General features: G+C 48.7%; 20 protein-coding genes and 1 pseudogene. 9 read left to right on the top strand and 12 right to left on the bottom strand.

What is annotated here, in order from left to right; translation table 11 throughout:
* Positions 1–22: 22 nt before the first annotated feature.
* The 3 genes from Q7S09_05500 to Q7S09_05490 form a co-directional block, all read right to left on the bottom strand.
* On the bottom strand, positions 23–745 hold the full coding sequence (locus Q7S09_05500; GenBank protein MDO8558602.1) for an isopentenyl transferase family protein: 723 nt from the start codon (positions 743–745) through the stop codon (positions 23–25).
* 10 nt (positions 746–755) lie between these two features.
* A complete protein-coding gene (locus Q7S09_05495; protein MDO8558601.1) occupies positions 756–1,328 on the bottom strand; it encodes a SufD family Fe-S cluster assembly protein in 573 nt (190 codons plus the stop codon).
* Positions 1,329–1,572: 244 nt separating this feature from the next.
* Positions 1,573–2,478, bottom strand: coding sequence for an alpha/beta fold hydrolase (locus Q7S09_05490; protein ID MDO8558600.1), 906 nt, complete (start codon positions 2,476–2,478; stop codon positions 1,573–1,575).
* Between the two features lie 173 nt (positions 2,479–2,651).
* Here Q7S09_05490 and Q7S09_05485 point away from each other — a divergent pair, with 173 nt between their 5' ends.
* Positions 2,652–2,819 (top strand): hypothetical protein, encoded by a 168-nt coding sequence (locus Q7S09_05485; GenBank protein ID MDO8558599.1) that lies wholly within the window; start codon positions 2,652–2,654, stop codon positions 2,817–2,819.
* A gap of 223 nt (positions 2,820–3,042) precedes the next feature.
* Here the strand turns inward: Q7S09_05485 and sufB are convergent, their stop codons facing one another.
* From sufB to Q7S09_05470, 3 genes are all read right to left on the bottom strand, one after another.
* Complete coding sequence (gene sufB / locus Q7S09_05480; GenBank protein ID MDO8558598.1) at positions 3,043–4,437, bottom strand: Fe-S cluster assembly protein SufB; 1,395 nt, start codon at positions 4,435–4,437, stop codon at positions 3,043–3,045.
* Positions 4,438–4,445: 8 nt separating this feature from the next.
* Positions 4,446–5,240, bottom strand: coding sequence for a Fe-S cluster assembly ATPase SufC (sufC, locus tag Q7S09_05475; GenBank protein ID MDO8558597.1), 795 nt, complete (start codon positions 5,238–5,240; stop codon positions 4,446–4,448).
* 161 nt (positions 5,241–5,401) lie between these two features.
* On the bottom strand, positions 5,402–5,794 hold the full coding sequence (locus Q7S09_05470; GenBank protein MDO8558596.1) for an Rrf2 family transcriptional regulator: 393 nt from the start codon (positions 5,792–5,794) through the stop codon (positions 5,402–5,404).
* A gap of 189 nt (positions 5,795–5,983) precedes the next feature.
* Here Q7S09_05470 and Q7S09_05465 point away from each other — a divergent pair, with 189 nt between their 5' ends.
* The 3 genes from Q7S09_05465 (at position 5,984) to Q7S09_05455 (ending at position 9,138) form a co-directional block, all read left to right on the top strand.
* Complete coding sequence (locus tag Q7S09_05465; GenBank protein ID MDO8558595.1) at positions 5,984–6,685, top strand: hypothetical protein; 702 nt, start codon at positions 5,984–5,986, stop codon at positions 6,683–6,685.
* 298 nt (positions 6,686–6,983) lie between these two features.
* On the top strand, positions 6,984–7,784 hold the full coding sequence (locus tag Q7S09_05460) for a hypothetical protein (GenBank protein MDO8558594.1): 801 nt from the start codon (positions 6,984–6,986) through the stop codon (positions 7,782–7,784).
* Positions 7,785–8,421: 637 nt separating this feature from the next.
* On the top strand, positions 8,422–9,138 hold the full coding sequence (locus Q7S09_05455; GenBank protein MDO8558593.1) for a glycosyltransferase: 717 nt from the start codon (positions 8,422–8,424) through the stop codon (positions 9,136–9,138).
* Here Q7S09_05455 and Q7S09_05450 read toward each other — a convergent pair.
* From Q7S09_05450 to Q7S09_05440, 3 genes are all read right to left on the bottom strand, one after another.
* Positions 9,125–10,213 carry an NAD-dependent epimerase/dehydratase family protein gene (locus Q7S09_05450; GenBank protein MDO8558592.1) on the bottom strand — a complete coding sequence of 363 codons (1,089 nt, stop codon included), beginning with the start codon at positions 10,211–10,213 and terminating at the stop codon, positions 9,125–9,127. The genes Q7S09_05455 and Q7S09_05450 overlap by 14 nt on opposite strands.
* A 35-nt stretch (positions 10,214–10,248) precedes the next feature.
* Entirely contained in the window at positions 10,249–12,045 is a 1,797-nt protein-coding gene (locus Q7S09_05445) for a hypothetical protein (protein ID MDO8558591.1), read from the bottom strand.
* Positions 12,046–12,594: 549 nt separating this feature from the next.
* A complete protein-coding gene (locus tag Q7S09_05440; protein MDO8558590.1) occupies positions 12,595–13,575 on the bottom strand; it encodes an NAD(P)-dependent oxidoreductase in 981 nt (326 codons plus the stop codon).
* Positions 13,576–13,789: 214 nt separating this feature from the next.
* On the opposite strand from Q7S09_05440, the gene Q7S09_05435 reads away from it, so the two are divergent.
* The 4 genes from Q7S09_05435 (at position 13,790) to Q7S09_05420 (ending at position 18,431) form a co-directional block, all read left to right on the top strand.
* Positions 13,790–14,431 (top strand): HD domain-containing protein, encoded by a 642-nt coding sequence (locus Q7S09_05435; GenBank protein MDO8558589.1) that lies wholly within the window; start codon positions 13,790–13,792, stop codon positions 14,429–14,431.
* Positions 14,432–14,451: 20 nt separating this feature from the next.
* Positions 14,452–15,036, top strand: a complete 585-nt coding sequence (locus Q7S09_05430) for an isochorismatase family protein (GenBank protein ID MDO8558588.1) — start codon at positions 14,452–14,454, stop codon at positions 15,034–15,036.
* 256 nt (positions 15,037–15,292) lie between these two features.
* Positions 15,293–16,207, top strand: a complete 915-nt coding sequence (locus Q7S09_05425) for an ATP-binding cassette domain-containing protein (GenBank protein MDO8558587.1) — start codon at positions 15,293–15,295, stop codon at positions 16,205–16,207.
* A 4-nt stretch (positions 16,208–16,211) separates the two neighbouring features.
* Complete coding sequence (locus Q7S09_05420; GenBank protein ID MDO8558586.1) at positions 16,212–18,431, top strand: Gldg family protein; 2,220 nt, start codon at positions 16,212–16,214, stop codon at positions 18,429–18,431.
* 89 nt (positions 18,432–18,520) lie between these two features.
* Here Q7S09_05420 and Q7S09_05415 read toward each other — a convergent pair.
* Positions 18,521–18,820, bottom strand: a pseudogene (locus Q7S09_05415) (RNA-binding protein).
* Positions 18,821–19,148: 328 nt separating this feature from the next.
* On the opposite strand from Q7S09_05415, the gene Q7S09_05410 reads away from it, so the two are divergent.
* Entirely contained in the window at positions 19,149–20,885 is a 1,737-nt protein-coding gene (locus Q7S09_05410) for a hypothetical protein (GenBank protein MDO8558585.1), read from the top strand.
* 139 nt (positions 20,886–21,024) lie between these two features.
* Here the strand turns inward: Q7S09_05410 and Q7S09_05405 are convergent, their stop codons facing one another.
* A complete protein-coding gene (locus tag Q7S09_05405) occupies positions 21,025–21,381 on the bottom strand; it encodes a hypothetical protein (protein ID MDO8558584.1) in 357 nt (118 codons plus the stop codon).
* A 124-nt stretch (positions 21,382–21,505) separates the two neighbouring features.
* The coding region (locus Q7S09_05400; GenBank protein ID MDO8558583.1) for a hypothetical protein at positions 21,506–21,815 on the bottom strand (310 nt) is incomplete at its 5' end.

Raw genomic sequence — 21,815 nt, 5'->3', positions numbered from 1 at the left:
TTATACAAGTAGCGTAGAACAATCAGGTACTCATTAGGGATAAGATCTTGCTCACCGTTTGAGATAATTTTGCCGGTTCGTGCTCCAGCCACGTTATCCCAAAATATTGCCTGAATACGTTCAGTTGGCGCTCTGCGTACACAAGACACCCTTGGACGATCTTCTCTTTCGCCTGCTCTAGAGTGACGCTCCCTTCAAGATAAGGAACTAACGGAGTGGTGCAATACGCGGTTTTCATAATAAAACTGTCCCGATATTTTTTGAGACCCTCCCTTATTTCATCGAGAAGCCCCTTCTCCAGCATTGCATTGACCCTTCGGATGATGTTTTCCTTGAGATCGAAGCCGGGAGCAGGAGTTAGCCCGATAAGGGATTGGCAGAATTTTGCTTCGCTGTTGAGGTCAAAAAGAGCCGGGAAGAATGTTGTTGAACCTCCTTCAATGATGGGCAACCCTTCGCCCAATAGTATCTTGGCACAGGTATCGCGCACCATTCCAGCATACGTTGCAGCCGGGATGACCGCTTCGTCCGGTTCAAGAAGTTCATAGAGATGCTTCTTGACCCCCTTTTCTTTAAGCGCATCGGCCAGCCCCGTGCCGATCGGAAAATGCCTGAAAAGGAATGTCGTATCTAAATTTATCACCTCTCCGTTGCCCGCTCGTCTTGCAAGCTCGAACGCAACCGCCGTCTTGCCTACGCCAGTTGGACCAATGATCACGATTGCGGCATTATATTTCATGGCCATAGACCACAGACTACAAAAATTTACTCACTTTTTCGTTAACTTCCTCCGGCATCATACGCAAGGCATCAGAAAAAAATCCGGTGACCAGCATGCGCCCTGCATCTTCCTTAGAAAGTCCGCGACTCTGTAAATAGAATACATCCTGCTCACGCAAGCGTCCAACGGTCGCTCCATGCGATGCCTTGACGTTATTGGCCAGTATCTCAAGCCCCGGGTCAAGCCGAGCCATGGCCTTGGAAGATACCAAAAGGGCGCGGGCCTGAAGATATGAATCGCTGCCATCGGCCCCTTTTGCTATTTTAAGCATCCCCGCAAAATCAACCCGCGATTCATCAAAAAGAGCCGCCTTAAAAAGTATCCTGCCGAACGTTTCGGGCGCTTCGTGAGACACCGTAAAATTGATTTTTGAGCGCATATTGCCTTTCCCCAAAAAAACCGAAACCACTTCCACACGGGTATTACGGGCCGCAAGCCGCAGAGACAGGTTTACGCGCTCGGGAACTTTTCCCTGAAAAATAAAGACATACTTTCTCTGCTCGGCCTCTTGGTCAAACACAAATTCCCGTTCCCAATTGTCGGTCATATCCTGAGAAAAGACGCACTCCGTTTGCGCCGTGTGCGGCGTATGTAATGCGCTCCCCGCCACAGTTTTGATTTTTCTTTTAGCGCTCATGCGTAGCTATGTTTAATGTTGACTAATTTAGTCATGATTAAAAAAGAAAGGGAGAAAAAATAGACAGAAGAAGGGGTGGCTTATCTAATGTTGACTAATTTAGTCATGATTGAATAAGAAGCATCCTCGTCCCCTACGCCGGCATCCCTATTTCTTAAATATTTTTTGCCCAATCGGTCACTGCGTTTGCAAACTCCCGCTCCCGCCCGTAATAACTGTGATCCCCTCCCTTGATGCTGACGCCGTGAAAAGTTTTTGCCCGCAGCGTATTCTTCTTGAATACTTTAATAAGATCCTTCGCGGGCCGGTCAAGATACGAATCTTTTTCCCCAAGAATAACCGAGACCGGAATGCGTATGGTTTTTAATTCTCTGAATCCCCTGCCTTTGTAAGCATACGGAAACGTATCCTCGGCCCCTCCGGGCGTATGCAGGCTCAAATACCGTCGCGCGGTCATAATGCGGGAAGTGATGGATGGCGGAAGTAATGAGTCGGGATTACGTTTTGCAAATTTCTTAACTTTCTTGAGCGTTTGATAAAATTTCCTTCCAAGGCTCTGCTTTTCAATGACGATATCGCTAAGAGGTCCTGCAAGACAAAGCCCGCGCACTCTTTTATCTTTGGTCTTATAAAAATAGTAAAGGACTTTGTTGGCACCGGTGCTATGCCCAAGAAGCACGACCTTCGGATACCCGATCTTCTCCAGAAACTTCAGCATCGCACGAATGTCAAAAATACATTCCTCGAATTTCTCAAACGCCATACCGCCGTATATGTGTTTGGAGCTTATGTTTTTGCCGCTAAATTTCTTGCGGAAAGACGATACTACGTCGTGTCCTCGGTTATTAAAGATGGCGTATGCCATTCCATTCTTCACGCACGCCCTTGCCAGCTCCTTATTGCGTACTGCATTTCCATACGAACCCCCCAGACCATGCACGAACAATACCGCCATTTTTTTCCGGCGGTTTTTTGATTTGGCAACAATGCCCTCAAGCGTCAAACCATCTTCCGTAGATATCCTCTCGATGCTAAATAGATTTTTTTTAGATATTGACATATTTGCACTATTAGTTGTATAATAGAATGCTCTGAAAGTTCCTTCACTCCTCCACGTCTCTCCAGGCCAGAACCTTTTATGGGTTTTTACCGGGAGGGAAGTGGCCGATGATGAGTCGACCAGGCGGCGCTTGGTCAACGCCGCACCAAGCCTCTCTCCGCAGGATACTTCTTATGAAGCTATTCTCTGCAATAGGGCTTGTCATCCTCATCATCTTGCTGAAAGTCTTGATGTCGGACGTGTTCTCCGGCTTCGAAACTACTCTCCTTAAGTTCTTTCAGTTCCTGCAGGTCGTCTTGGCACAAGCCCAGACGTCGCTCTCGAGCACAAGCTTCCAATGAGGAAGCAAGCCCTCACATCGGCCGCCCCCGGCGGCCGATTTTCTTTACACATCATTTCCCACCCATTAGGTTTTGTTGCTCGCGAGTTTTGCTGCGTATTTGTGATTTTTCGGAACTCAAGGGAGGGATCAATACTTTAACTTTGGGAGGGTTGAAACGTGCGCCTCCCTTGGTGGAGAAAAATTGCAAATGCGCAGCAAGGACGAACAACAAACAATAAAACCTACCCCACGCTTCCTTCCATTTCCATCTCAATCAACCTATTCAACTCAATCGCATAATCGATCGGCAAAACTTTCGCAAGTGGCTCAAAAAATCCCGCGACTATCATGCTTGTCGCCTCTATTTGCGTAAGTCCGCGCGCATTTAAATAAAATAATTCCTTCTCACCAATCCGAGATACGGTTGCTTCATGTTCAACCCGTACATTCTCTTCCTCAATAGCCATTGTGGGATAAGTGTCCGAGCGCGATTCCGGGTCAAGAATGAGCGCGTCGCAACGAACCGAAATACGGCTCCGCTCCGCGCCCTTAACAACCTTTGCAAGCCCGCGATACGTTGTTCGTCCTCCGCCGAATGAAACCGATTTTGAAATAATACTTGAAGTGGTATCTGGCGCAAGGTGTACCACTTTAGCTCCCGCATCCTGGTGCTGTCCGGGTCCCGCAAGCGCCATGGAAAGTATATCGGCTCGCGCTCCCCTCCCGAACATGAATACGCTTGGATATTTCATGGTCAGTTTTGACCCGAGATTTCCGTCGATCCATTCCACGAACGCGCCTTCTTCGGCCCGGGCGCGCTTGGTGACAAGATTGTAGACGTTCGAAGACCAGTTCTGTATTGTCGTATAACGCACATGCGCGTTCTTATGTGCAATGATCTCAACCACGGCCGCATGCAATGAATCGGTGGAATACACGGGCGCAGTACACCCTTCAATGTAATGGAGGTCGCTTCCTTCGTCGGCAATAATGAGCGTCCGCTCGAACTGGCCAAAATTTTTGGAGTTGATGCGAAAATATGCTTGCAGAGGCATCTCCACTTTCACGCCCTTGGGCACATAAATAAAACTTCCGCCGGACCAACATGCAGAGTTCAGTGCGGCGAATTTGTTATCTCCGACAGGAATAATCGAGCCGAAATATTTTTTCACGAGGTCCGGGTATTTTTGCACCGCCGTATCCGTATCCGCGAAAATGACCCCCTGTTTTTCTAGATCCTCCCGTACGTTGTGATAAATGACATCCGAATCGTACTGCGCGCCGACTCCCGCAAAAAGCCTCCGCTCTGCCTCCGGTACACCGAGGCGCTCAAAGGTATTTTTTATCTGCGGCGGCACATCTTCCCAGCTTCTTGATTGTTTGTCGGCGGTCTTTGCGTAATAAACGATATTGTTAAAATCGATGTTTGAAAGCTCTCCTCCCCACTGCGGCATTTGCTTTGCCAGAAAAACATCATACGCGCGCAAACGGAATTCCCGCATCCACGCAGGTTCATTTTTAATATGCGATATCTCTTCAACCACGCGGCGCGAAAGCCCGGGAGCTGTTTGATAGAGCGTTTTTTCCGTATCGTGGAATCCGTATCGGTATTCCTCGGTTTTAACCTTTGTCTGCATAACAAGTTTTAAGTTCCTAAATTGCCGTATCCGTTGGAATCTAATTTTTTAAGCATTGACGAACCTCCTTCAATGGCTATTTTTCCTCCTTTCAATACGTGCACGAATTTGGGTTTGAGTGTCTTAAAAATCCGCGTGTAGTGGCTTATCAGAACCAGTCCCATGCCGTCTTTGACGGCTTTTTTTAATGAAGCAGTTATTGTTTTAAGCGAATCGAAGTCGAGCCCCGAGTCTATCTCGTCAATAATGGCAAGCTTGGGCTTTAACGCGAGCATCTGCAAAATCTCGCTTTTTTTCTTCTCACCGCCGGAGAATCCTTCATTGAGCGCCCGATCAAAAAAACCTTCTTGCAGACCGAGTGCCGGAGCGATAGCCTTCACGCGTTGCATTGCAAGTGCCGCCTCTTTCATTTGAAGTCTTCTGCCCGGAGCATCTTTGAGCGGATCAATATTCGGCAGATGCGGCTGTTTTTTGGCAATAGTGCGCAGGAATGTGCCTAGCGCCACTCCTCCAACCTCCGGCGGTTCCTGGAATGACAGGAATATGCCAAGCCGCGCACGTTGTTCGGGTTTAAGCACAAGTAGATTCTTTCCTTGGAACGTGATGCTACCTTTTGTGACGCGATACAATGGATGCCCCATCACTGCGTACGCCAGCGAGCTTTTCCCAGAACCGTTCGGCCCCATGAGCGCATGGATTTCTCCCCTTCCCACCTGCAAAGAAACCCCCTCAAGCACGGTTTTATGCACTGCGCCCTCTTTCACCGTAACATGCAAATTTTTAATGTTGACTAATTTAGTCATGATTGAAGCGTTAAAGATGGGATTTAAAAATATATCCTACGTATCGCTCTCGAGTACGAGCTTATCAATTTTTTAATCTTGACCAATTTAGTCATGATTGGATTGGGAGAGGGCCTTGGAAAGAATATCGGCAATAGCGTATCTTTTGGGCAAGAATAAAATTACAAGAAATCGGTAAGAGACGTCTTCTCGAGAAACGACTTATTCGTAGTATACAGTCTTTGCCAAACGGGATGTATGGGACAAATGAGCGGACGTCTCTTGTAGGACCGGGGGGTTGCGGGCCATGGGGCGATATCCTCCCCTACGGCAGTAAAGACATCAACAAGAGATATATCTTTTGGTTTTTTTGCGATGCGATATCCTCCCGCGTTTCCCCGAAAGCTCTCGGCAAGATCCGCATGTTTCAGACGAAGAAGAAGTCTTGCGATATAATCTCGTGGTATCCCCGTTTTCTCCTCGATGTCCGCAATGGACATAGGCAAGCTCTTATCCCACGAAGCTAATGCCCGCATAACCTCTACCGCATAAAAACCTCTCGTGGTGATTTTCATATCTCGTACGGCAAATACTGCGTCTACCGTTACTATGTACGTCTACCGTTACTATGATAGTAATCATGACTAAATTGGTCAACATTGAAATGTGGAGGGTTTGTTTTGCAACCTGTGCTAGCAATTGACAAAACGGCCTACCGGAATACTATTGCTCCAGATCCTACAGATAGCTCTTTGAGGTGAAAAATGACAAAACGTAAAATTGCGTGGATTTTTGTGATGGTTTTTGCAGTTACTGCGGCGCTTGGAATTGTCTTGGGCTTGGATGGAACTCACGATATCACGTTACGTGAGGCCCAGGTTCAAGAAAAAATCAACGCGAACCTGCCGCTTATCAAAAACGACCTTGCGGTTCGGCGCGTAGATATTGATTTGCAAGACGGCACTGTCGGCATATCGCTCGATGCCGAGGGAAAAAAATGGGGGCAAGAGTTCACCATTTCTGCACACGTGGAAGGAAGGCCTGTTTTTGACAGTATGGATGGCTCATTCCACTTCCAGCCGCATGCGGTCAAAGTTACCGAAATCAGGGTCAAGGGCGAGACGGTTTCGGCGAAAGTGGAAAAATTCATTGACCGTTACGTGGACTCTGCAAAGATCGACAAAAACAAGGAAGTCATCGGAGAGGAAATCGAGAAATGGGCGCACGCCTCCATGGAACACACAACGATTTTTGCACTGGAACACTTGCCGATCTATACGCTTCCCAACACGCTGAAAGGAAACATCTTCCGCATGCTTCTTAAGTCTGTTGAGGTGCACCAAGAAAGCCTTTCCCTTCACCTTTCGTTCTGGCAGCTCACGAAAATGGTCATGCTCCATGCTGTAATTTTTACGCTTTCCGTCGGAGTTGCGATAGGCCTCTTGTTGAATCCGGAATGGGCGTAATGCTCTGGCAGAGCATTACGCGGGCAGCTTTCCGTGTTTCTGAAAAATGATTGCCTGCCCAGGAGAATGCCAATCCTCATCATCGGCGGCTTGAGCGATAACTAGAGAGTCTGTGCCGCATGGTTCCCCGTGCGGTTTTATTTTTCTCCTGTTTTAATCTAAAAAAAAGTAAATCACCCAGAATGATGTTACTCGTCCAAGAAATCACGTTCGCTCGTGCCGCCACAAGGACAAAAAATGACGAAGAACAGCTTGACGGAAGATTAATTTGGACGTAAGATTGCTTGATAAAATACATATGGAAGGAAAAGAAATGCGAAAATCTGAGAAGCAAGAAACGGTGACCACTCCCGAATCAAAGGAGCTCTTTAAAACGGAATGTTTGGTTATTCCGGGGCATGGCATTGAGTTCGTCGGAGAGGAAGGTAATGGAAAATGGAAACCCACCCGCTTAGTTCAGGGAATCGATGATAAAGGATGGCGAACCGGAAAAAGAAACCCTGGCCTGGACGATGAAAAAGCCATAGTGGGCGGCGGTAATGCGGTCGTACTGGCCGGTGCGCAATATTTCCGAGACCTGGAAAAATCAGGCTCGTTGCCACGGTTGGTAATTTTTGCCGCCGGTCGCGCCGGATATCTTGAGAAGAGTGCGCCAGACGACCCCTTGCTTTGTGAGGGCGTGCCAATGATGGAAAGTTTTGAAAAAGAAACATCGGCGACCGAACTTATAGGAAAAGATGGGGTTGTGATTATTTCCGGAACCAAAACCACCCGAGATGACGTTGAAAGATCTATAGAGCTTGCTGTTTCAAAAGGACTTACCAAAATAGCCTTCCTTCTTCTGGAATTGCGCCTTGAGAGGGCTTCGGTCTTCTGGGAAATAATGAAAAAGGAAAGGCCGGAACTAGCTTCGCTTGATGTGAGATTCCTTGCCGCAGAAGATTTTTTGAAGGAGCGCTACAAAAACCATCCCGAGCTGGTCGATAAAATTCTGTCCGAGTTCAAATCTTCAAAAGCATTCGGAAAAACCGATGAAGCGGAAAAAGGAGGGGCGCAGGCCGCCCGCGAAGGAAAGTATACCGGCAAAGGCAAATATTAAAAATCGTAGGCCGAACCTACGTTTTTTTATTCATCAAATTACGATTGTTTAGATCTCGGTTGGGCACATATAATTCTAATGGCGTTCAGACTCCACGGCTCTTGACACTACAGGGATAGTACGTTATGCTCTGTAACTGAAAGGGGGCCAAATGAGAACTTTTGCACTAACCTTAGCTCTTTTTGGAACAATTGGTCTAGCTAGTTGTGGACCCTCGGTTACTGCGCCCAGTGCTGGCACTGCGCGGGATATTGTAAAAAAGATGACGTATGTACAAGATTCTCGTACGGGCATCTGTTACAGTATCCTCAGCGCTGGCAAGGCAACTCAGTTGACTGAGGGGTCTGTCAGCCACACCGCTGTTCCCTGCGAGAAAATTCCCGCTGACCTTCTCGTGAAGTAATTGCCCACGATGGAGCCTCGCTCTTCGTGGGCTTCATCATTTTGTGGCACATAAAACTTGAGCCAAAAAGTTCCCACATCATCCCAGACTACCGGCTAGACAGAATGGAATAGGGTGCCTTTTGAGAGATATCTATCCAGATTTATACACGTTTGACAGAGAAAGTCCTTGGAAGTAAAATTTTAAGAGAGCAAGAAACAAATCCAACAATTTTGCTAATATTTTAATTATATCATGCAAACAACTCCGGAACTTTCCATCATATTCCTCACTTTTAACGAGGAAAAAAACATCGGCCTGATACTTCCGCAAACGTACGAAGTGCTCAAGCGTATGGGCATCACGCATGAGTTCATTATCGTTGACGACGCAAGCGCCGATCGCACGCGCCAGGAGGTTCGGAAATTAAGCAAAACCATCCCGGAAGTTCGCCTCATCGAGCGCGACAACGAGCGCGGCGTGGCAACAGCCATGGTCCGGGGCTACAACGAGGGCCGCGGCATCTACCTGGGAACTCTCGATGCCGATCTGGCGCACGACCCGGAATATCTTCCGGCCATGATAAACCTTCTTCGAAGCGGGAATGCCGATTTTGTCATTGGCTCACGCTATGTGCCTGGAGCAAAATTCATCGGCAAACCTTTCCTGAATAAGATTGCAAGCATCGTCGGACAGCTCGTGGTAAGGATATTCCTGCGCTTCCCCATAAGGGACACCAGCAACAATTACCGGATCTTTCATCGAAAAGTCTGGGAAACAATAAAAAACCGCCTCCACCCGGAAGGCAATGTGATGCTCACCGAAATCGTCTACCGCGCGTACCAAAAAGGTTTTCGTATCGTTGAGGTTCCTACCATCTACGAGGAACGCAGATTCGGCAAAAGCAAGCTCGGCGTCGGTCGGGAGGCCTACCGCTTCTTTAAGAACATTCTCAAGGTCAAATGGGGCTGATATCCCGTCGACCCTTCACTTTCTCGAGCACCTTCTCAAACCCCTCGCGTACCGTATAGCGCGCTTGCCAGCCGAAACTCTTGAGTAGCGTAGTATCGGCATATACCGCAAATGGCCCTTCGGCTTTGCCGGGAACTCCCTTGATCTGGGGCGCATACCCTTCAAGCTCCGCCATAATACGCGCCACTTCTTTGTAGGTCGTTATGTTCCCCAGGCCGATATTCAATCCACTGCCATCGTGGATATTTTTTATTCCGACACGTAGAGCAGAAATCAGATCATCCACATAAATAAAATCCCGTCCTTGGTCGCCGGAACCCCATATGGTGAGTGGATCTTCCCTGCGTGCAGCCCGGCCCGCAATGGAAGGAATGGGATAATCGAGATTCTGATCTCCTCCGTAACCCGTAAATCCCCTAGCGCACACAACGGAAAGGCCATATCGTTCATGCGCCAACATCCCCATATATTCACCGGCGATCTTGATCCAGCCATATACCGTATCCGGTAACCCGATATTTCCGTGTCCGCGGAGATTCAGATACTCCTCTTTCATGGCAACATGCTTCCCGCGAACCTGCAGCGAGAAAGGATAGCTTACCGACGTACTCATATACAAAATGTTTCCGATACGCTCGCGGTTTTTCACCGCCCACTGGAAAAACGAGGCGTCGATAAGATGATTCGTAGCTACCAGCATCGGGTTCTCTTCAATAAGCACCGCCCGACCTCCGACCACGGCCGCGAAATGATACACTTCGGAAAAATTCGGAAGGGTTATTTTAGGTTCGGCGTCCAGCTGATTCCTGAAAAAATCGATAGCATCCTGCTGAATGAACACAAGCCGCCGTCCTTCCTGCTCGTACAACACAAGTCCCTTTTCTTCGCGTCTGGCAAATCCTTGAAGCCATGTGTCCGGATGTTTTCCGGTCAACAGATTATCCAGCGCCCATACATCACTCCCCTCTGCCAATAAATTTTTCACCAGGTGCCGGCCAACAAACCCGCACCCCCCGGTGACCAACTTTGACTGTTTACTCACTCCGTCAGATATTTTTTTCTTTGTTTCTGACATAGATTATCTTTAAGATCGGTGGAGACCCTTCGTACTTAGTGTAGCCGAAAAATTGCCACGCCGTCTACCTCCTGGACCATATCGAGGAAAGATAAGGAGTTCGCCTCGGCCCAGTGAGGATCGTGCATGACATCCCACACGATCCATCGGACATTGTAACGACGGAGTTCCGCCTCGAAACTGCGCTCCTGCAATTCCCGAAAAGAAGAAAGAGCCCCCTCAATCTCGTCTACGGGTAGAACGGGTACGGATTTTAATGGAAGACGAAGAAGTTTTCTCAATTTATTTTGCTGCCGCGCATGCCCTCCCGCATCAATATACTGAACACCCCAAAGCGATCTTTCGCGCGCGCGAAGAAAATTTTCATCAACGGCATCAAAATAGTGGTTGAGCAAAAACCGCTCGCGCACCTCCTTATCGGATACGAAAAAATGGTTTGCGTTCCGATCAAAAAGCACATTGGCCGCGGTGTACATTGGAATGAGAGCCGACAGCGTCTCATTTGCCAGCACCACATCATCGCGCCCTATAGCACTTGCAAGCCAATCGAGAGCCGGACGATAGCGCTGAATATTGCGCTCACTCTCATATATCACGCCGTATGAACGCGCGTGCCCAAGAAGCGAGTACCCTACAAAAGCCATGACAATGCCAATGCATAGAATGATAAAGAATTTTTGAGCCCCGCTCCTAAGTCGCCGTGCGATACAAGAGGCAAGGTATGACGCTGCGAATGTTGACCACATCATTCCTATGTCAAAATAGTGCAATGACGGTTCAATGTGTTTTCCCGTGAGAATGTGCTGATTTGTGACACCGATGACCGCAATAAGTCCGCTTGCGATAAGCAAGACTTCCTTGGTGTAGGTAATGATCCGCAGACGAAGAAGAAGCCATGAGACCCCAAGAAGTGCTCCCGCAGGAAGCACAATTAAAATCCCCGCCGGAAAATGGCTCACAAGCCCCCCATCACGACGGAATGTCTCGCCAAACTCCGGCAATTGAGACGCTTCCCGAAGATTCAAAAAATAAGGAATAGCAACAATAAGCGCGCATCCCATGACGCCCAAAAGATACTTCGGACTATAGGAAGAGGGGGGATCTTCATCGCCCGCACTCCCAAACCATGAACGGAGTCGGGCTATCAGGCTCCACTCGGTACGTCTTGAGAAAAGCTTATGTAGGAAATACCATAGAGCCGAAAGAACTAAAAAGAGAGCCAGATAAAACGACCAGAAGTAGGGATAAATATAAAAGAGAATACCCAGTCCCAAAACATTTGCCGTAAAGACCGGCCAAGAACGATGCCGTGCGCGGAGGAACAAAAGCAACAGCATGAATTCCGCGATCCAGAAAGGTGTTGTAGCGGAATTAGACGTCGGTCTGTTGAACGAGTGAACGAACATTCCCAAAAATAAAAAAGCGGCGGCAAGAATACCGGCGAGACGGGAACGCGTTAACAAAAACACTGCGGCGTAAATAAGCACCGCATTGAGAAAATTAAAAAAGGAGATCCAGAAAAGAAACCCATCCGGAACTTCTATGCCAAGCCACCCAAGCGGTTTTGCCTCCAAAACATCCAGCAAAGAAACCAGCACGCTGGGCTTCGTCTTGTGCTCTGCAAAATATGGGTTCCCAAGCGACGGGTAACCGTCAATAACATCCCGCGCACGCGTAAGGTAGTACCACGCATCGTCATTGACGAACCGGGGAATGCCGCGATAGTCGCCCCCGAGCGTCCGGGTATAGAGAATCTGCGGCAGTAGCATAAAAAGAGCCACGGAGAACGCAACGGGGAGAATGACCGCGTGTTTTTTTAAAAATGACATCATGCTATAGATTCTCGTCCACTATCGTAGGAGTAGTCTACTTCTTCGTAATCCTCGCTTAAGACCGCGATCGCCAGCAAAATGCATGAAATTGACTATATCGCATATTGCCGTTTTAGACAACGGGCAAATATCGCTTATGGATATGATTTTCACCAAAGTTTTAACAAAAACTCTTCCACTTGGGAAGAGTTTTAAGCCGAAAAAATGTAATGCGGATCATGCATTCTGTGGCCCGGAGTTTGCTTGACCACGCTAGGCCCAAACCGCTTAGGACGCAGCTTTCTTTGATTTTTTCATCCAGATGAACAAACCTATCAGCACTATGAACGCACCCCATAAGACGTAAATGGTCATATGTTTTTATTTAAAAGTTAACGATTTCAGTATAACATGCGCGGAAAAGAGGGGCTGTGGACAGATATTTTCGTTTTTAGGTCATTCTCTCTCATGAAGAGTTGGTCATTCATTGGAAGCTTAATAGCTTCCTGGGCATGTTTTCATTTATTGGAAATATGGAACATGCCCGTGAAATGTGAAGACCTTCACATTTCACCCCGCAGAATGCTCCGCTGGAGCACTCTGCCCCACCGTATGCTGCGGAAATCCCCGAAAATACGCGTGAATGTTCTCCGTTGTTGCCCGCAGAAGATGCTCCAGGGTTTCCTGCGTGTTGAATGCCATACGCGGAGTTATAATAAAGCGCTCCTGCCGCAAAAAATCTTCTCGCAGAGTACCGGGCTCAACATCAAGAGCAGCGCCCGCAAGAACCCCTTCTTGTAGTAAATTTCCCAGTGCATCGTTATCAATAATATCGGCACCGGAGGTGTTGATCAGCAAAGACCCGCGTTTCATCTGCGTGAGAGCTTCCCGGTTAAGAAGGTGGTGAGTTTGACCGACGCCACCCTGCACATGCGGCAAATGAATGGTCAGGACATCTGCATGCGCAAGAACCGATAAAAACGGCATATACGCAAAACCAAGCTCGGAGGCAAGCTGTAAATTCTGTTTCGGATTCCACGCGATTACCTTCATTCCAAAACCCTTTGCGATGCGAATAACCGCGCTTCCAATGTTGCCTGTGCCCAAGACTCCTAGCGTCTTGCCGTAAAGATCGAACCCGCGCAGGCGATCAAGCGTAGCATCGCTACCTGTTTTCTGGCGCAAGACCGCTTCGCAAACTCTGCGCGATAACATAAGCAGGAGGGCAAATGTAAATTCCGCCACTGCATGCACCGCATACGTCGGAGCACGGCAAACCATGATTTTTTTATTGCGGCATGAGACAAGGTCAATATTCCCAAATTCCCTCCCACGAATCACTATAAGTTCAAGATGCGAAAACGCCTCAAGAACAGCGTTCGTGAGAAACGACCCTTCGCCGACAGAAATGGCCTGAAAGTGCCGCTCGGGGGGAATGTGTTCTTCGTTAAGTGCCGAGTTGTAAAACTTCGGCTCAAATCCGCCCAGATTCTTCACCAGCCATTCTTTTTCCCACGCCGTCACTTCGAAAAAAGCGATTTTCTTGTGCATGCTTGTTATGATAAATTTATTATTTAAGTATAGCATATTTTTCTTTTTCTACAGAAAATAGATTTTAATCTTGACCAATTTAGTCATGATTGGATTTTTTAGTTAAGGGCATCATAACTCCTACATATCTGAAGTTCCGGATCGTAGAGTATATGTTGACTCCGGCAATTTTTTGGAGCATACTATTTCTTCAGTCCTTTGAAAGGAGAACCATATGAACGAGGAGCAAATGCTTAACGATGCGCTTGGGCGCTCTGGCATTAAAGAAGAGCATCAGGCATTCATTCGGAAGCAACTGCGGATACTTTGGGAATACCACGAGCCGACAGCCCGTCATTCCATACGCGTTGGGGTATTATTCAGCCGCATCGCGGAGTTTCTCGGCCTTGATGCAAAAGCTGCTCTCTGGCCCGGACTTCTTCACGACATTGGCAAGGGTCCTATAGATCCGGATGTGCTTACCAAAACGGAAAAATTCACCGAAGAAGATTACAAAATAATGGAACCGCATGTCATGAACGGCTGGAATATGCTACAGAGCATCTTCGACTGGACGGCGCAGATCATGGTGCGGCATCACCAATTCGGCAAAAGGCCGTATCCCGCCGTACTTCCCGTACCGTCACCGAATTATACCGAAGAGACCAATGCCATGTTCAATAGATATGCCCGTCTCTTGGCGCTTGCGGACTATTATGATGCCCTGATGTATCGGGATAACGCCAAGCACGGAAGCGTTCCTCTGTCGCCCGCCCAAAAGCGCGCGCTGTACCTGCAGGACAACGATGACCAAAAAGAACTTATCCTGGAGCTTGAAAGAGCCGGGATACTCCAATTCTTTGTGTGTCCCCCATAAAACAATAAAGAGAGGTGGAGATGAAAAAAGCGCTTTTGGTTATAGATATATCTCATGGCGACGGATGGTATTCCAGTATCGAGAAGTTGGATGAGGATAGAAAGCAAGTTGCCTTGCCCATAAAGCAAACGCTGGAGGAGTGGCGCGCATCGAATGGCTTGATCGTATTCATTGTGATGGTTGCCCTGCAAAATCCGCCACTGACACCGGCTCAAGTGACCGTGGACCGTAAGAGGTCGGGGTGCATCATCTGCGACTTGCCAGCGCATCAGCGCCTTGCCGGGTTTTTGAAACACCGGCATAGGGCTGGTTTTGAGCCGGCCTTCACTAAATATCGCAGTAACGCCTTCACAAATTCCGAGCTCGTCAATTTTCTGCGCTCCGAAGGCGTTACCGAAGTGGTCCTGGCCGGATGCAATACATTCTCATGCATGCTAAAAACCGCCCAGGGTGCGATAGAGAACGGCTTTGACGTGACCCTGCTCGAGCACTGCACATATCCAATCTTCTCAAGCGATAATGAGAAACGGCAATGGATCGAAGAATCCTTGGAAGACGTCATGGATATAGCGCGTGTTTCGGTCACCATCGCCCAATCGGTCTAACCGCATAGCCGACTCCTCTTGAGTCTGTTGTGCGGTTTTTTATTGTTTCGCGCGCCAATGGCACCTTGGTGCTTGGATATTTTCAAGATGAATACCGCCCTCATATGACTATCCACAAACCTTCGGAGCATTATTCCTGCGGGTATACGCAAGGACTGCGCCCGCCTCTTTATCCACAGAACAAGAGGAGGGCAGGCTTGTTGCATTCTTTCCAGGCTCTCATATATAATGATATCCGTAGTCGGGCATATTCCTTATGATAAGTATTGAATACCTCAAAAAATCATTCGGGGAAGTGAAGGCCGTGAACGGACTTTCTTTTGAGATTGGTGACGGCTCTGTGGTAGCACTTTTAGGACCGAACGGGGCGGGCAAGACGACCACTATGCGGATGCTCGCCCAGGTATTCGAGCCTGACAGCGGAAAGATATTGTTTGATGGCGTGCCGATAAATCAAAATCCAATCGCTGCAAAAACGTATATCGGATATCTGCCGGAGAACAATCCTCTAGATGAAGACATGCTCGTTGCGGAATATCTTGAACTTATTGCCGACCTGCGAGGCCTTAAGAGTGAAAAAAAAGAAATAGCAATACGCGAATCAGTGAAAAAGACAGGAATTGAAAGCGTATATTGGCGGCCTATTGGAGAGCTTTCCAAGGGCTATCATCAGCGCGTAGGCTTGGCGCAGGCCATCCTTGCAGACCCCAAGGTGCTTATTTTGGACGAGCCAACCGAGGGGCTTGATCCGAATCAGAGACACGAGATACGCGCGCTTATCCGTGATATTGGCAAAGAACGCACCGTTATCATCTCAACCCACGTTCTGCAAGAAGTGGAAGCTATGGCAAGCCGCGTCATCATCATCTCGCACGGCTCCCTGGTAAGCGACAGCTCGGTTGAAGAACTTGCCCATCGCGGTACTAAAACGGTTATTCATGCGGAGTTTGCAGGAAACATGGATGCTCAAATCATTGAGAAAGCTATCCCGGAAAGTAAGGTCATTCGGACCCAGCCAACCGAAAATGGGCGCACGCGCTTTTATATTGAAGCCGTAGGCGACATTCGCTCGAACATTATGGCACTTGCGAAAGAAAAAAATGTGGAACTCTGGGAACTCGCACGCGAAACAGTGAGCCTCGAAAATGTGTTCAGAGAATTGACCAAATGACCCTATGAAATCTATTTTCACATTCGCAAAAAGAGAACTGAAATCACACTTCGACCATCCGGGGGGATATATTATCCTGGTGGTATTTTTGGGGCTTGTGTTTTTCTTCTACTTCCGCTCCACGCTTGTGGTAAGCGAAGCTTCACTGCGTCCCCTCTTTAATTTCCTTCCCTGGCTGCTTTTATTCCTCGTTCCTGCCATCACCATGCGGTCTCTTGCGGCTGACGAGAAGGAGGGCACGAGCGAGGTATTTCTTTCCCAACCCGTCAGCCCCGCGCAATATCTTTTGGGCAAGTATCTGGGAGCATTTGCAACAATCATGTTGGGAGTGTTCGCAACACTGCCCGCACTTTTGGTGCTTGCGAAATTCGGAAGCTTCGATTGGGGGCTTGTTGCGGCGCAGTACCTTGGTACCGTGTTTTTGGTCTCGGGACTTTGCGCAATAGGATTTTTTGCATCGGGGCTCACCAAAAACCAGATAGTCGCTTTCATTCTTTCTATCGCGATCATTTTTTTCTTTATCGTCATCGGATGGGAAGCCGCTATCGGCAGTGTATCGGCTGGCATTTCTTCGTTCATGCAGCAGATGAGCATCCTGTGGCATTTTTCAAATATCACGCGGGGCGTTATTGATCTTCGCGACGTGGTGTACTTTCTTTCTCTTACAACGCTGTTCGGGAGCTTTGCCTACATTGGATTCATGCGCAAGCGCCTGACCCGGTTTTCTTCCGCTTGGCGCAGCATAAACTCCTGGGTATTGGCGCTTGTTGCTCTTGTTGTAGTGTGGAATGGCGCAGTTAGCTTTATTTCTTTCCGGTTTGACCTCACATCGGGTCGTCTTTACACGCTTTCGCAGGCCACTAAAACCCTTGTTGCCGGTCTTGCGGAACCCTTAACGATAAAATTGTATGCCTCTCAGAATCTTCCGACAGAGCTCATCGTTGCGCAAAGAGATGTTACCGACATGCTAAACGACTACAGAAGCGTCTCGAAAGGCAAAATTCTTATCGAGCAAGCGCATCCGGAGAGCGACACAGAAAAACAGGAAGCTGTGAATTCCGGCGTTCCGCCAATTCAGTTCAACGTGGTGCGCAAAGGAGAATTTCAGGTTAAAGAAGGATTTTTCGGGCTTACAATCTCCCAAAAAGACAAGCGCGCCGAAGTTATTCCGTATATTTCGCAAACGGCTGATTTCGAATATCAGCTCTCCCGGCTCATCCATCGGTTTGCGGACGAGTCGAAAAAAACTGTTGCCTTTTTGGAAGGACATAATGAAATTTCCACGGACGGCTACAGCGCCTTACGGGGAGAACTTGCAAATGCTTTCGACATAGAAAGCGTATCGCTTCTGACCGCAACTTCTCTTTCGTCATCCGCCCTTGCATATTCCGATATACTGGTTGTTGCGGGACCCACCCAGGCGCTTAGCCAGAACGAGGAAAATTTGATCACGGAATATCTCAAGGGAGGAGGCAGGGCATTTTTTCTTGTAGACGGCGTACAGCTTGATTTTCGATCGCTTACCGCTTCTCCTTCAAACACCAGTCTTCCTGCGTTCATTGAAAAAACGCTTGGCGTGAAAATAAATCCGTCCGTGGTATACGACCTACGCGCGAACGAAAATGTGCAGTTCAATACCGGGGGGCCGCTTACCTTCGTACTTCCCTACCCCTTCTGGGCGCGCGTGGGAGCCGCTTCAGACACCCCGGTGACAAAAGACTTAAAAAGCATCGTGTACTCGTGGGGTGCGTCTCTTGAAATTCCGCAAGATAAGGCTGTCTCGTCCGAAGCAACACCATTGCTGAAAACTTCGCCCTTCGCGGGAGAACAGCGTAATAGTTTTATGCTCCAACCGAACCAAGAGTTTGCCGTGGACCGGAGCGCGCTTGGAGAGCGTACCGTGGCAGTACTTATAAAAAATATTCTTGGCGGCACGGGACGTGCTATCGTGCTTGGCAGCTCCTCAATGCTCTCCGACCAGGTCATCGGCGGCAAACCGGAAAACATCGCCTTCGGCTTGAATGCGATAGACTGGCTTGCGGAAAACGAGGGATTGATCTCCATCCGCTCAAAAACCGCAAGCTCCCGCCCTCTCACGTTTGCTTCATCGGACGAGCAGACAATGGTGCAGTATGGCATCATGATAGGCATTCCCCTTCTTGCGGTCCTTTTCGGCACGGCGCGATTATTCTTGCGGAGACAGAAAACAAAAATGGCATTCTAGCGCTAGACAAATATGAAAAACAACACCGGGCGAAAGCCCGGTGTTGTTTTTCGATGCACGATTTAGTAATCGTTGCGCGGTCTGCGATCGTATCCGCCTCCACCTCCGCCGCCTCCGCCAAAACTGCGGGGCTTGCGCTCGGTCATAGGACGCGCCTCATTGACCACGAGCTTGCGCCCGTCCAGGTCGTAGCCATTGAACATTTCAATGGCCTTCTGGGCTTCCTCGTCACTCGACATCTCCACGAATCCGAACCCCTTGGAACGGCCCGAGAACTTGTCGGTGATGACCATGGCAGATACGACGGTGCCGGCCTGGGAAAAAACTTCCTTCAGGCGGTCATCCGCTGTGCTGTAGGAAAGACTTCCTACGTAAAGCTTGGTTGCCATATGTACACTGCTTATATTATCCAATAACACTGCGTAGGAAGACCTCTTGCTCTCGCAACTGCCAACCACCAATATGGTCGATGGACAACCTTCCGATAATTGGAAGCTAGGAAATTAGAAATTGGAAGTTGCGTAGCAAAACCTACACTGCAAACCAGTATACACGATGAGGGATTTCTGTCAAGCCCTCAAGAGAGAAGGCGTGGACGCGAGCGTCCTTTTTATCGGGTCAAGCATGTGCACATTGACACCCCGACCAAACCATACTATGGTTGACCTAGATAGACGGTCCTTTGACACTATCAATTTTTGAAAAGACGAGGTGCATATGCGTGCTTACTTTCTGATGCTTTTGATGTTGTGCGGCGTTTTTTCATACGCCAAAGAGGTTCGGGGTATCCAATCAGAGCAGCCCGAAACGGTAAAAAGTGCCTCTCTCGAGAAGCTCGAAAAACAGCGAAAGAATATCATGAAGGATCTTGAGCAGATAGAGCGCGGGGAATTTCTCAAGCTCCAGCATCTACGGCTTCAGAGGGAACGGGACGGAAGGAACGTTGAAAAATTCCTCGTTTTTTTTGAAGAGGCCGAGAAGTTAATCGCCGACCTGCGCTTGGCAGGCGCGAAACCCGATGCCGGCGCCCTCATTGAAGCATGGGAAGCCAGTAAGGAAAGGCTCACCAAAATATTGCGCGACGCCAAAGAAGCTCTGAAAAAGGCTCCGATGCGGGAAGGCGTTACAAAAAAGGATATTCAGCGCCAGAATAAAGAAGCGGATGAGCGCTCGGGTTGCGGAAAGTTCATGCCAATGGATGACCGGTACGTGGTGTGCAAAAAGCGCGGCTTGCCTCCGCCGCAAGATCGAACGTCCGCCGTGATGAAAAGTTTTAATCCTGATACGCTTAGAGCATCGGAGGTACCCGAAACATGCTTGGGACCTCGTGGACCCGAATGGAAATTTGCCCCCGAGGTAGAGGTTTGGAAATACTCTGACGCGCTCCACAGCGGGCCTATCTACTATGTTTTCGTGGACAGTTTTTCAGGTCTTTTGGAGCTCATAACAAGAGATAAATTGACCCACGAAGATATTCTCCGGGCTTTTATCGGATCATGCAGAGAAATTACGGCACCGGGCGGCATGCGGCTTGCTTATGTGGGAACGTTTCCCATGGAAGAACAAAACTTCTTGGGCGTGCTCTTCCAGAATCAGAGCGACCATCGCCCTGTCGGTGCGTTCGGTATGGAGGGAATGACGCGCATTGCGCACGCCACCGCTCCCCCTCCCTTATTTACCCTTGAGGCGTTACTTTTCGACAACACATTGCGCCAATTCGCGGCAAAAAGCACGGAAGTTATTACGCACACCGAGGAGCTTTTGAAAAAACTGCCCCCGGAGGCGCAAAAACGCTTTCAGGAAAAACTGACGGAAGGCGTTAAGGCGGGAAAGATGAACTATGTCGCCGCGGCAGACGCTTTTGATGCGGTTGCGGACACGCTGAAAAAAGATGACCCGCTCCTTGCCGAACTCCGAGCCAACAAAACGGCTCTGAAGGGTCTTGCCGGAGAGTTTGAAAATCTCCTCATCGAACGCATTAAAATGCTCACGTCCGATAAGCCACGAAGCAAAGAACTGGTCTTCCGCGTTGGTGAGCGGATCTATCCCTTCTTTCTCGTTACAGGAACATCTCTCCCGCGCCTTCGCCTGACTCTGCGTATTGTGGCATTGAAGAACCTCCCCCCCGACACTGAAGTCGCCACCGAGCAGCCTCTTGGTGTTCTTACAAGGTCCTACCTTGATACGCCTGAAGCAGGCTCGGCACTACGTCTTTACTCGTTCACCCTGGAAGATTACCAGCGCCACCACCTTGCGTTCTTTGCCGTGCCTTTCGTTATTGTACCCGTTGGAGCCAAAGCGCCCGCCGGAGAGGTGCTTGAAAGTTCAATGATATGGGGCAATGCCTACCTTGTGGCGGAAGCCCCAGGAAGCTATCTCATGTATCTTGAACTTATTGACGACGAAACGAACAGCAAAGAAATACGAAAGCTGACATTCGCTATTGTGCCGTAACAAGCAATCCCTCCTTTCGTTCTATGAACTTAAAGGATTGTGCAGTGCCCAAAATGGGTATTCTGTATATTCCCCAGGAATACAAAGCCCGCGACATATCGCGGGCTTTTTTATTCGCATCGACTCGAAAAAAATGATTTTATGGTATCTCGCTTCCAATTGTGTTCATTTCTGAGTCAAGACCTGTAAGATCGGTATTCTGGAGATCTTTTTCGATATCCGAAATCTCTGTTGAACTGCCGATCTGTAAGAGCGCCGCAGTTTTCTCATCAGCTTCGGGGAGGAGAGTTGGAGAAGCCATTGGTTGCCCAAGGTCAGCAGGAGCAGACTTTGGCAGACTGACGCCTGCCTGCCAAATACCGTATACAAGACCTCCTGCGATTGCACCGACAATGATTATCGCGGCAATAGGCCATCGAACTTTTCGGTTTGGTTTTGAGAATTGGGAAGTTTGATCGTTCACCCCGTTAGACATTTTTTGCTGTGTTTCTAACATAGTAATTTTCTGAACCCTTATGGAACATACCCGATATTTTTAGAGATAATTGGGGATGTCTAACGGGGTTCATAAAAGCACGGGTTGGATATAATATTAAGTGAGAGAAGAATCCTTTAAAAAATTATGATGATGGCGTCGGGGTTGGTGTCGGCGTTGCCGAAGGAGTAGGAGTTGGCGTAGGGGTTTCTGATGGTGTGGGAGTTGGGGTAGGCGTAGGCGTCGGAGAGACGCTCGGAGAAGGGCTCACGGATGTGCTTGGAGAGGGGCTCACCGAAGGAGAGGGAGATATGCTGGGAGACGGCTTTGGCTTCTGGGACATGCCTTTAAGGCCGTTGATGATGTCTACGAGCAGGCGGTGTATTTTCTTCACGCGGTCCATGAAGCTCTTGGTGTGTACCTGCAGCTTCTTGAAGGCTTCTTTGGGACTTGCC

This window comes from bacterium (assembly GCA_030649025.1).
Lineage (GTDB): Bacteria > Patescibacteriota > Minisyncoccia > JAUYLV01 > JAUYLV01 > JAUSGO01.
This window is presented reverse-complemented; position numbering and strand designations above follow the sequence as displayed.

What these genes read in the sequence shown, in the direction of transcription:
- Q7S09_05470 (MDO8558596.1), bottom strand. Translation starts at nt 5,794, where the DNA reads ATGAAAATCACCACGAGAGGTTTTTATGCGGTAGAGGTTATGCGGGCA.
- Q7S09_05410 (MDO8558585.1), top strand. Translation starts at nt 19,149, where the DNA reads ATGCGTGCTTACTTTCTGATGCTTTTGATGTTGTGCGGCGTTTTTTCA.
- Q7S09_05435 (MDO8558589.1), top strand. Translation starts at nt 13,790, where the DNA reads ATGAACGAGGAGCAAATGCTTAACGATGCGCTTGGGCGCTCTGGCATT.
- sufC (MDO8558597.1), bottom strand. Translation starts at nt 5,240, where the DNA reads ATGACTAAATTAGTCAACATTAAAAATTTGCATGTTACGGTGAAAGAG.
- Q7S09_05405 (MDO8558584.1), bottom strand. Translation starts at nt 21,381, where the DNA reads ATGTTAGAAACACAGCAAAAAATGTCTAACGGGGTGAACGATCAAACT.
- Q7S09_05455 (MDO8558593.1), top strand. Translation starts at nt 8,422, where the DNA reads ATGCAAACAACTCCGGAACTTTCCATCATATTCCTCACTTTTAACGAG.
- Q7S09_05485 (MDO8558599.1), top strand. Translation starts at nt 2,652, where the DNA reads ATGAAGCTATTCTCTGCAATAGGGCTTGTCATCCTCATCATCTTGCTG.
- Q7S09_05425 (MDO8558587.1), top strand. Translation starts at nt 15,293, where the DNA reads ATGATAAGTATTGAATACCTCAAAAAATCATTCGGGGAAGTGAAGGCC.
- Q7S09_05465 (MDO8558595.1), top strand. Translation starts at nt 5,984, where the DNA reads ATGACAAAACGTAAAATTGCGTGGATTTTTGTGATGGTTTTTGCAGTT.
- Q7S09_05445 (MDO8558591.1), bottom strand. Translation starts at nt 12,045, where the DNA reads ATGATGTCATTTTTAAAAAAACACGCGGTCATTCTCCCCGTTGCGTTC.
- Q7S09_05460 (MDO8558594.1), top strand. Translation starts at nt 6,984, where the DNA reads ATGGAAGGAAAAGAAATGCGAAAATCTGAGAAGCAAGAAACGGTGACC.
- Q7S09_05430 (MDO8558588.1), top strand. Translation starts at nt 14,452, where the DNA reads ATGAAAAAAGCGCTTTTGGTTATAGATATATCTCATGGCGACGGATGG.
- Q7S09_05450 (MDO8558592.1), bottom strand. Translation starts at nt 10,213, where the DNA reads ATGTCAGAAACAAAGAAAAAAATATCTGACGGAGTGAGTAAACAGTCA.
- Q7S09_05420 (MDO8558586.1), top strand. Translation starts at nt 16,212, where the DNA reads ATGAAATCTATTTTCACATTCGCAAAAAGAGAACTGAAATCACACTTC.
- Q7S09_05495 (MDO8558601.1), bottom strand. Translation starts at nt 1,328, where the DNA reads ATGACCGACAATTGGGAACGGGAATTTGTGTTTGACCAAGAGGCCGAG.
- Q7S09_05440 (MDO8558590.1), bottom strand. Translation starts at nt 13,575, where the DNA reads ATGCACAAGAAAATCGCTTTTTTCGAAGTGACGGCGTGGGAAAAAGAA.
- Q7S09_05500 (MDO8558602.1), bottom strand. Translation starts at nt 745, where the DNA reads ATGGCCATGAAATATAATGCCGCAATCGTGATCATTGGTCCAACTGGC.
- Q7S09_05490 (MDO8558600.1), bottom strand. Translation starts at nt 2,478, where the DNA reads ATGTCAATATCTAAAAAAAATCTATTTAGCATCGAGAGGATATCTACG.
- sufB (MDO8558598.1), bottom strand. Translation starts at nt 4,437, where the DNA reads ATGCAGACAAAGGTTAAAACCGAGGAATACCGATACGGATTCCACGAT.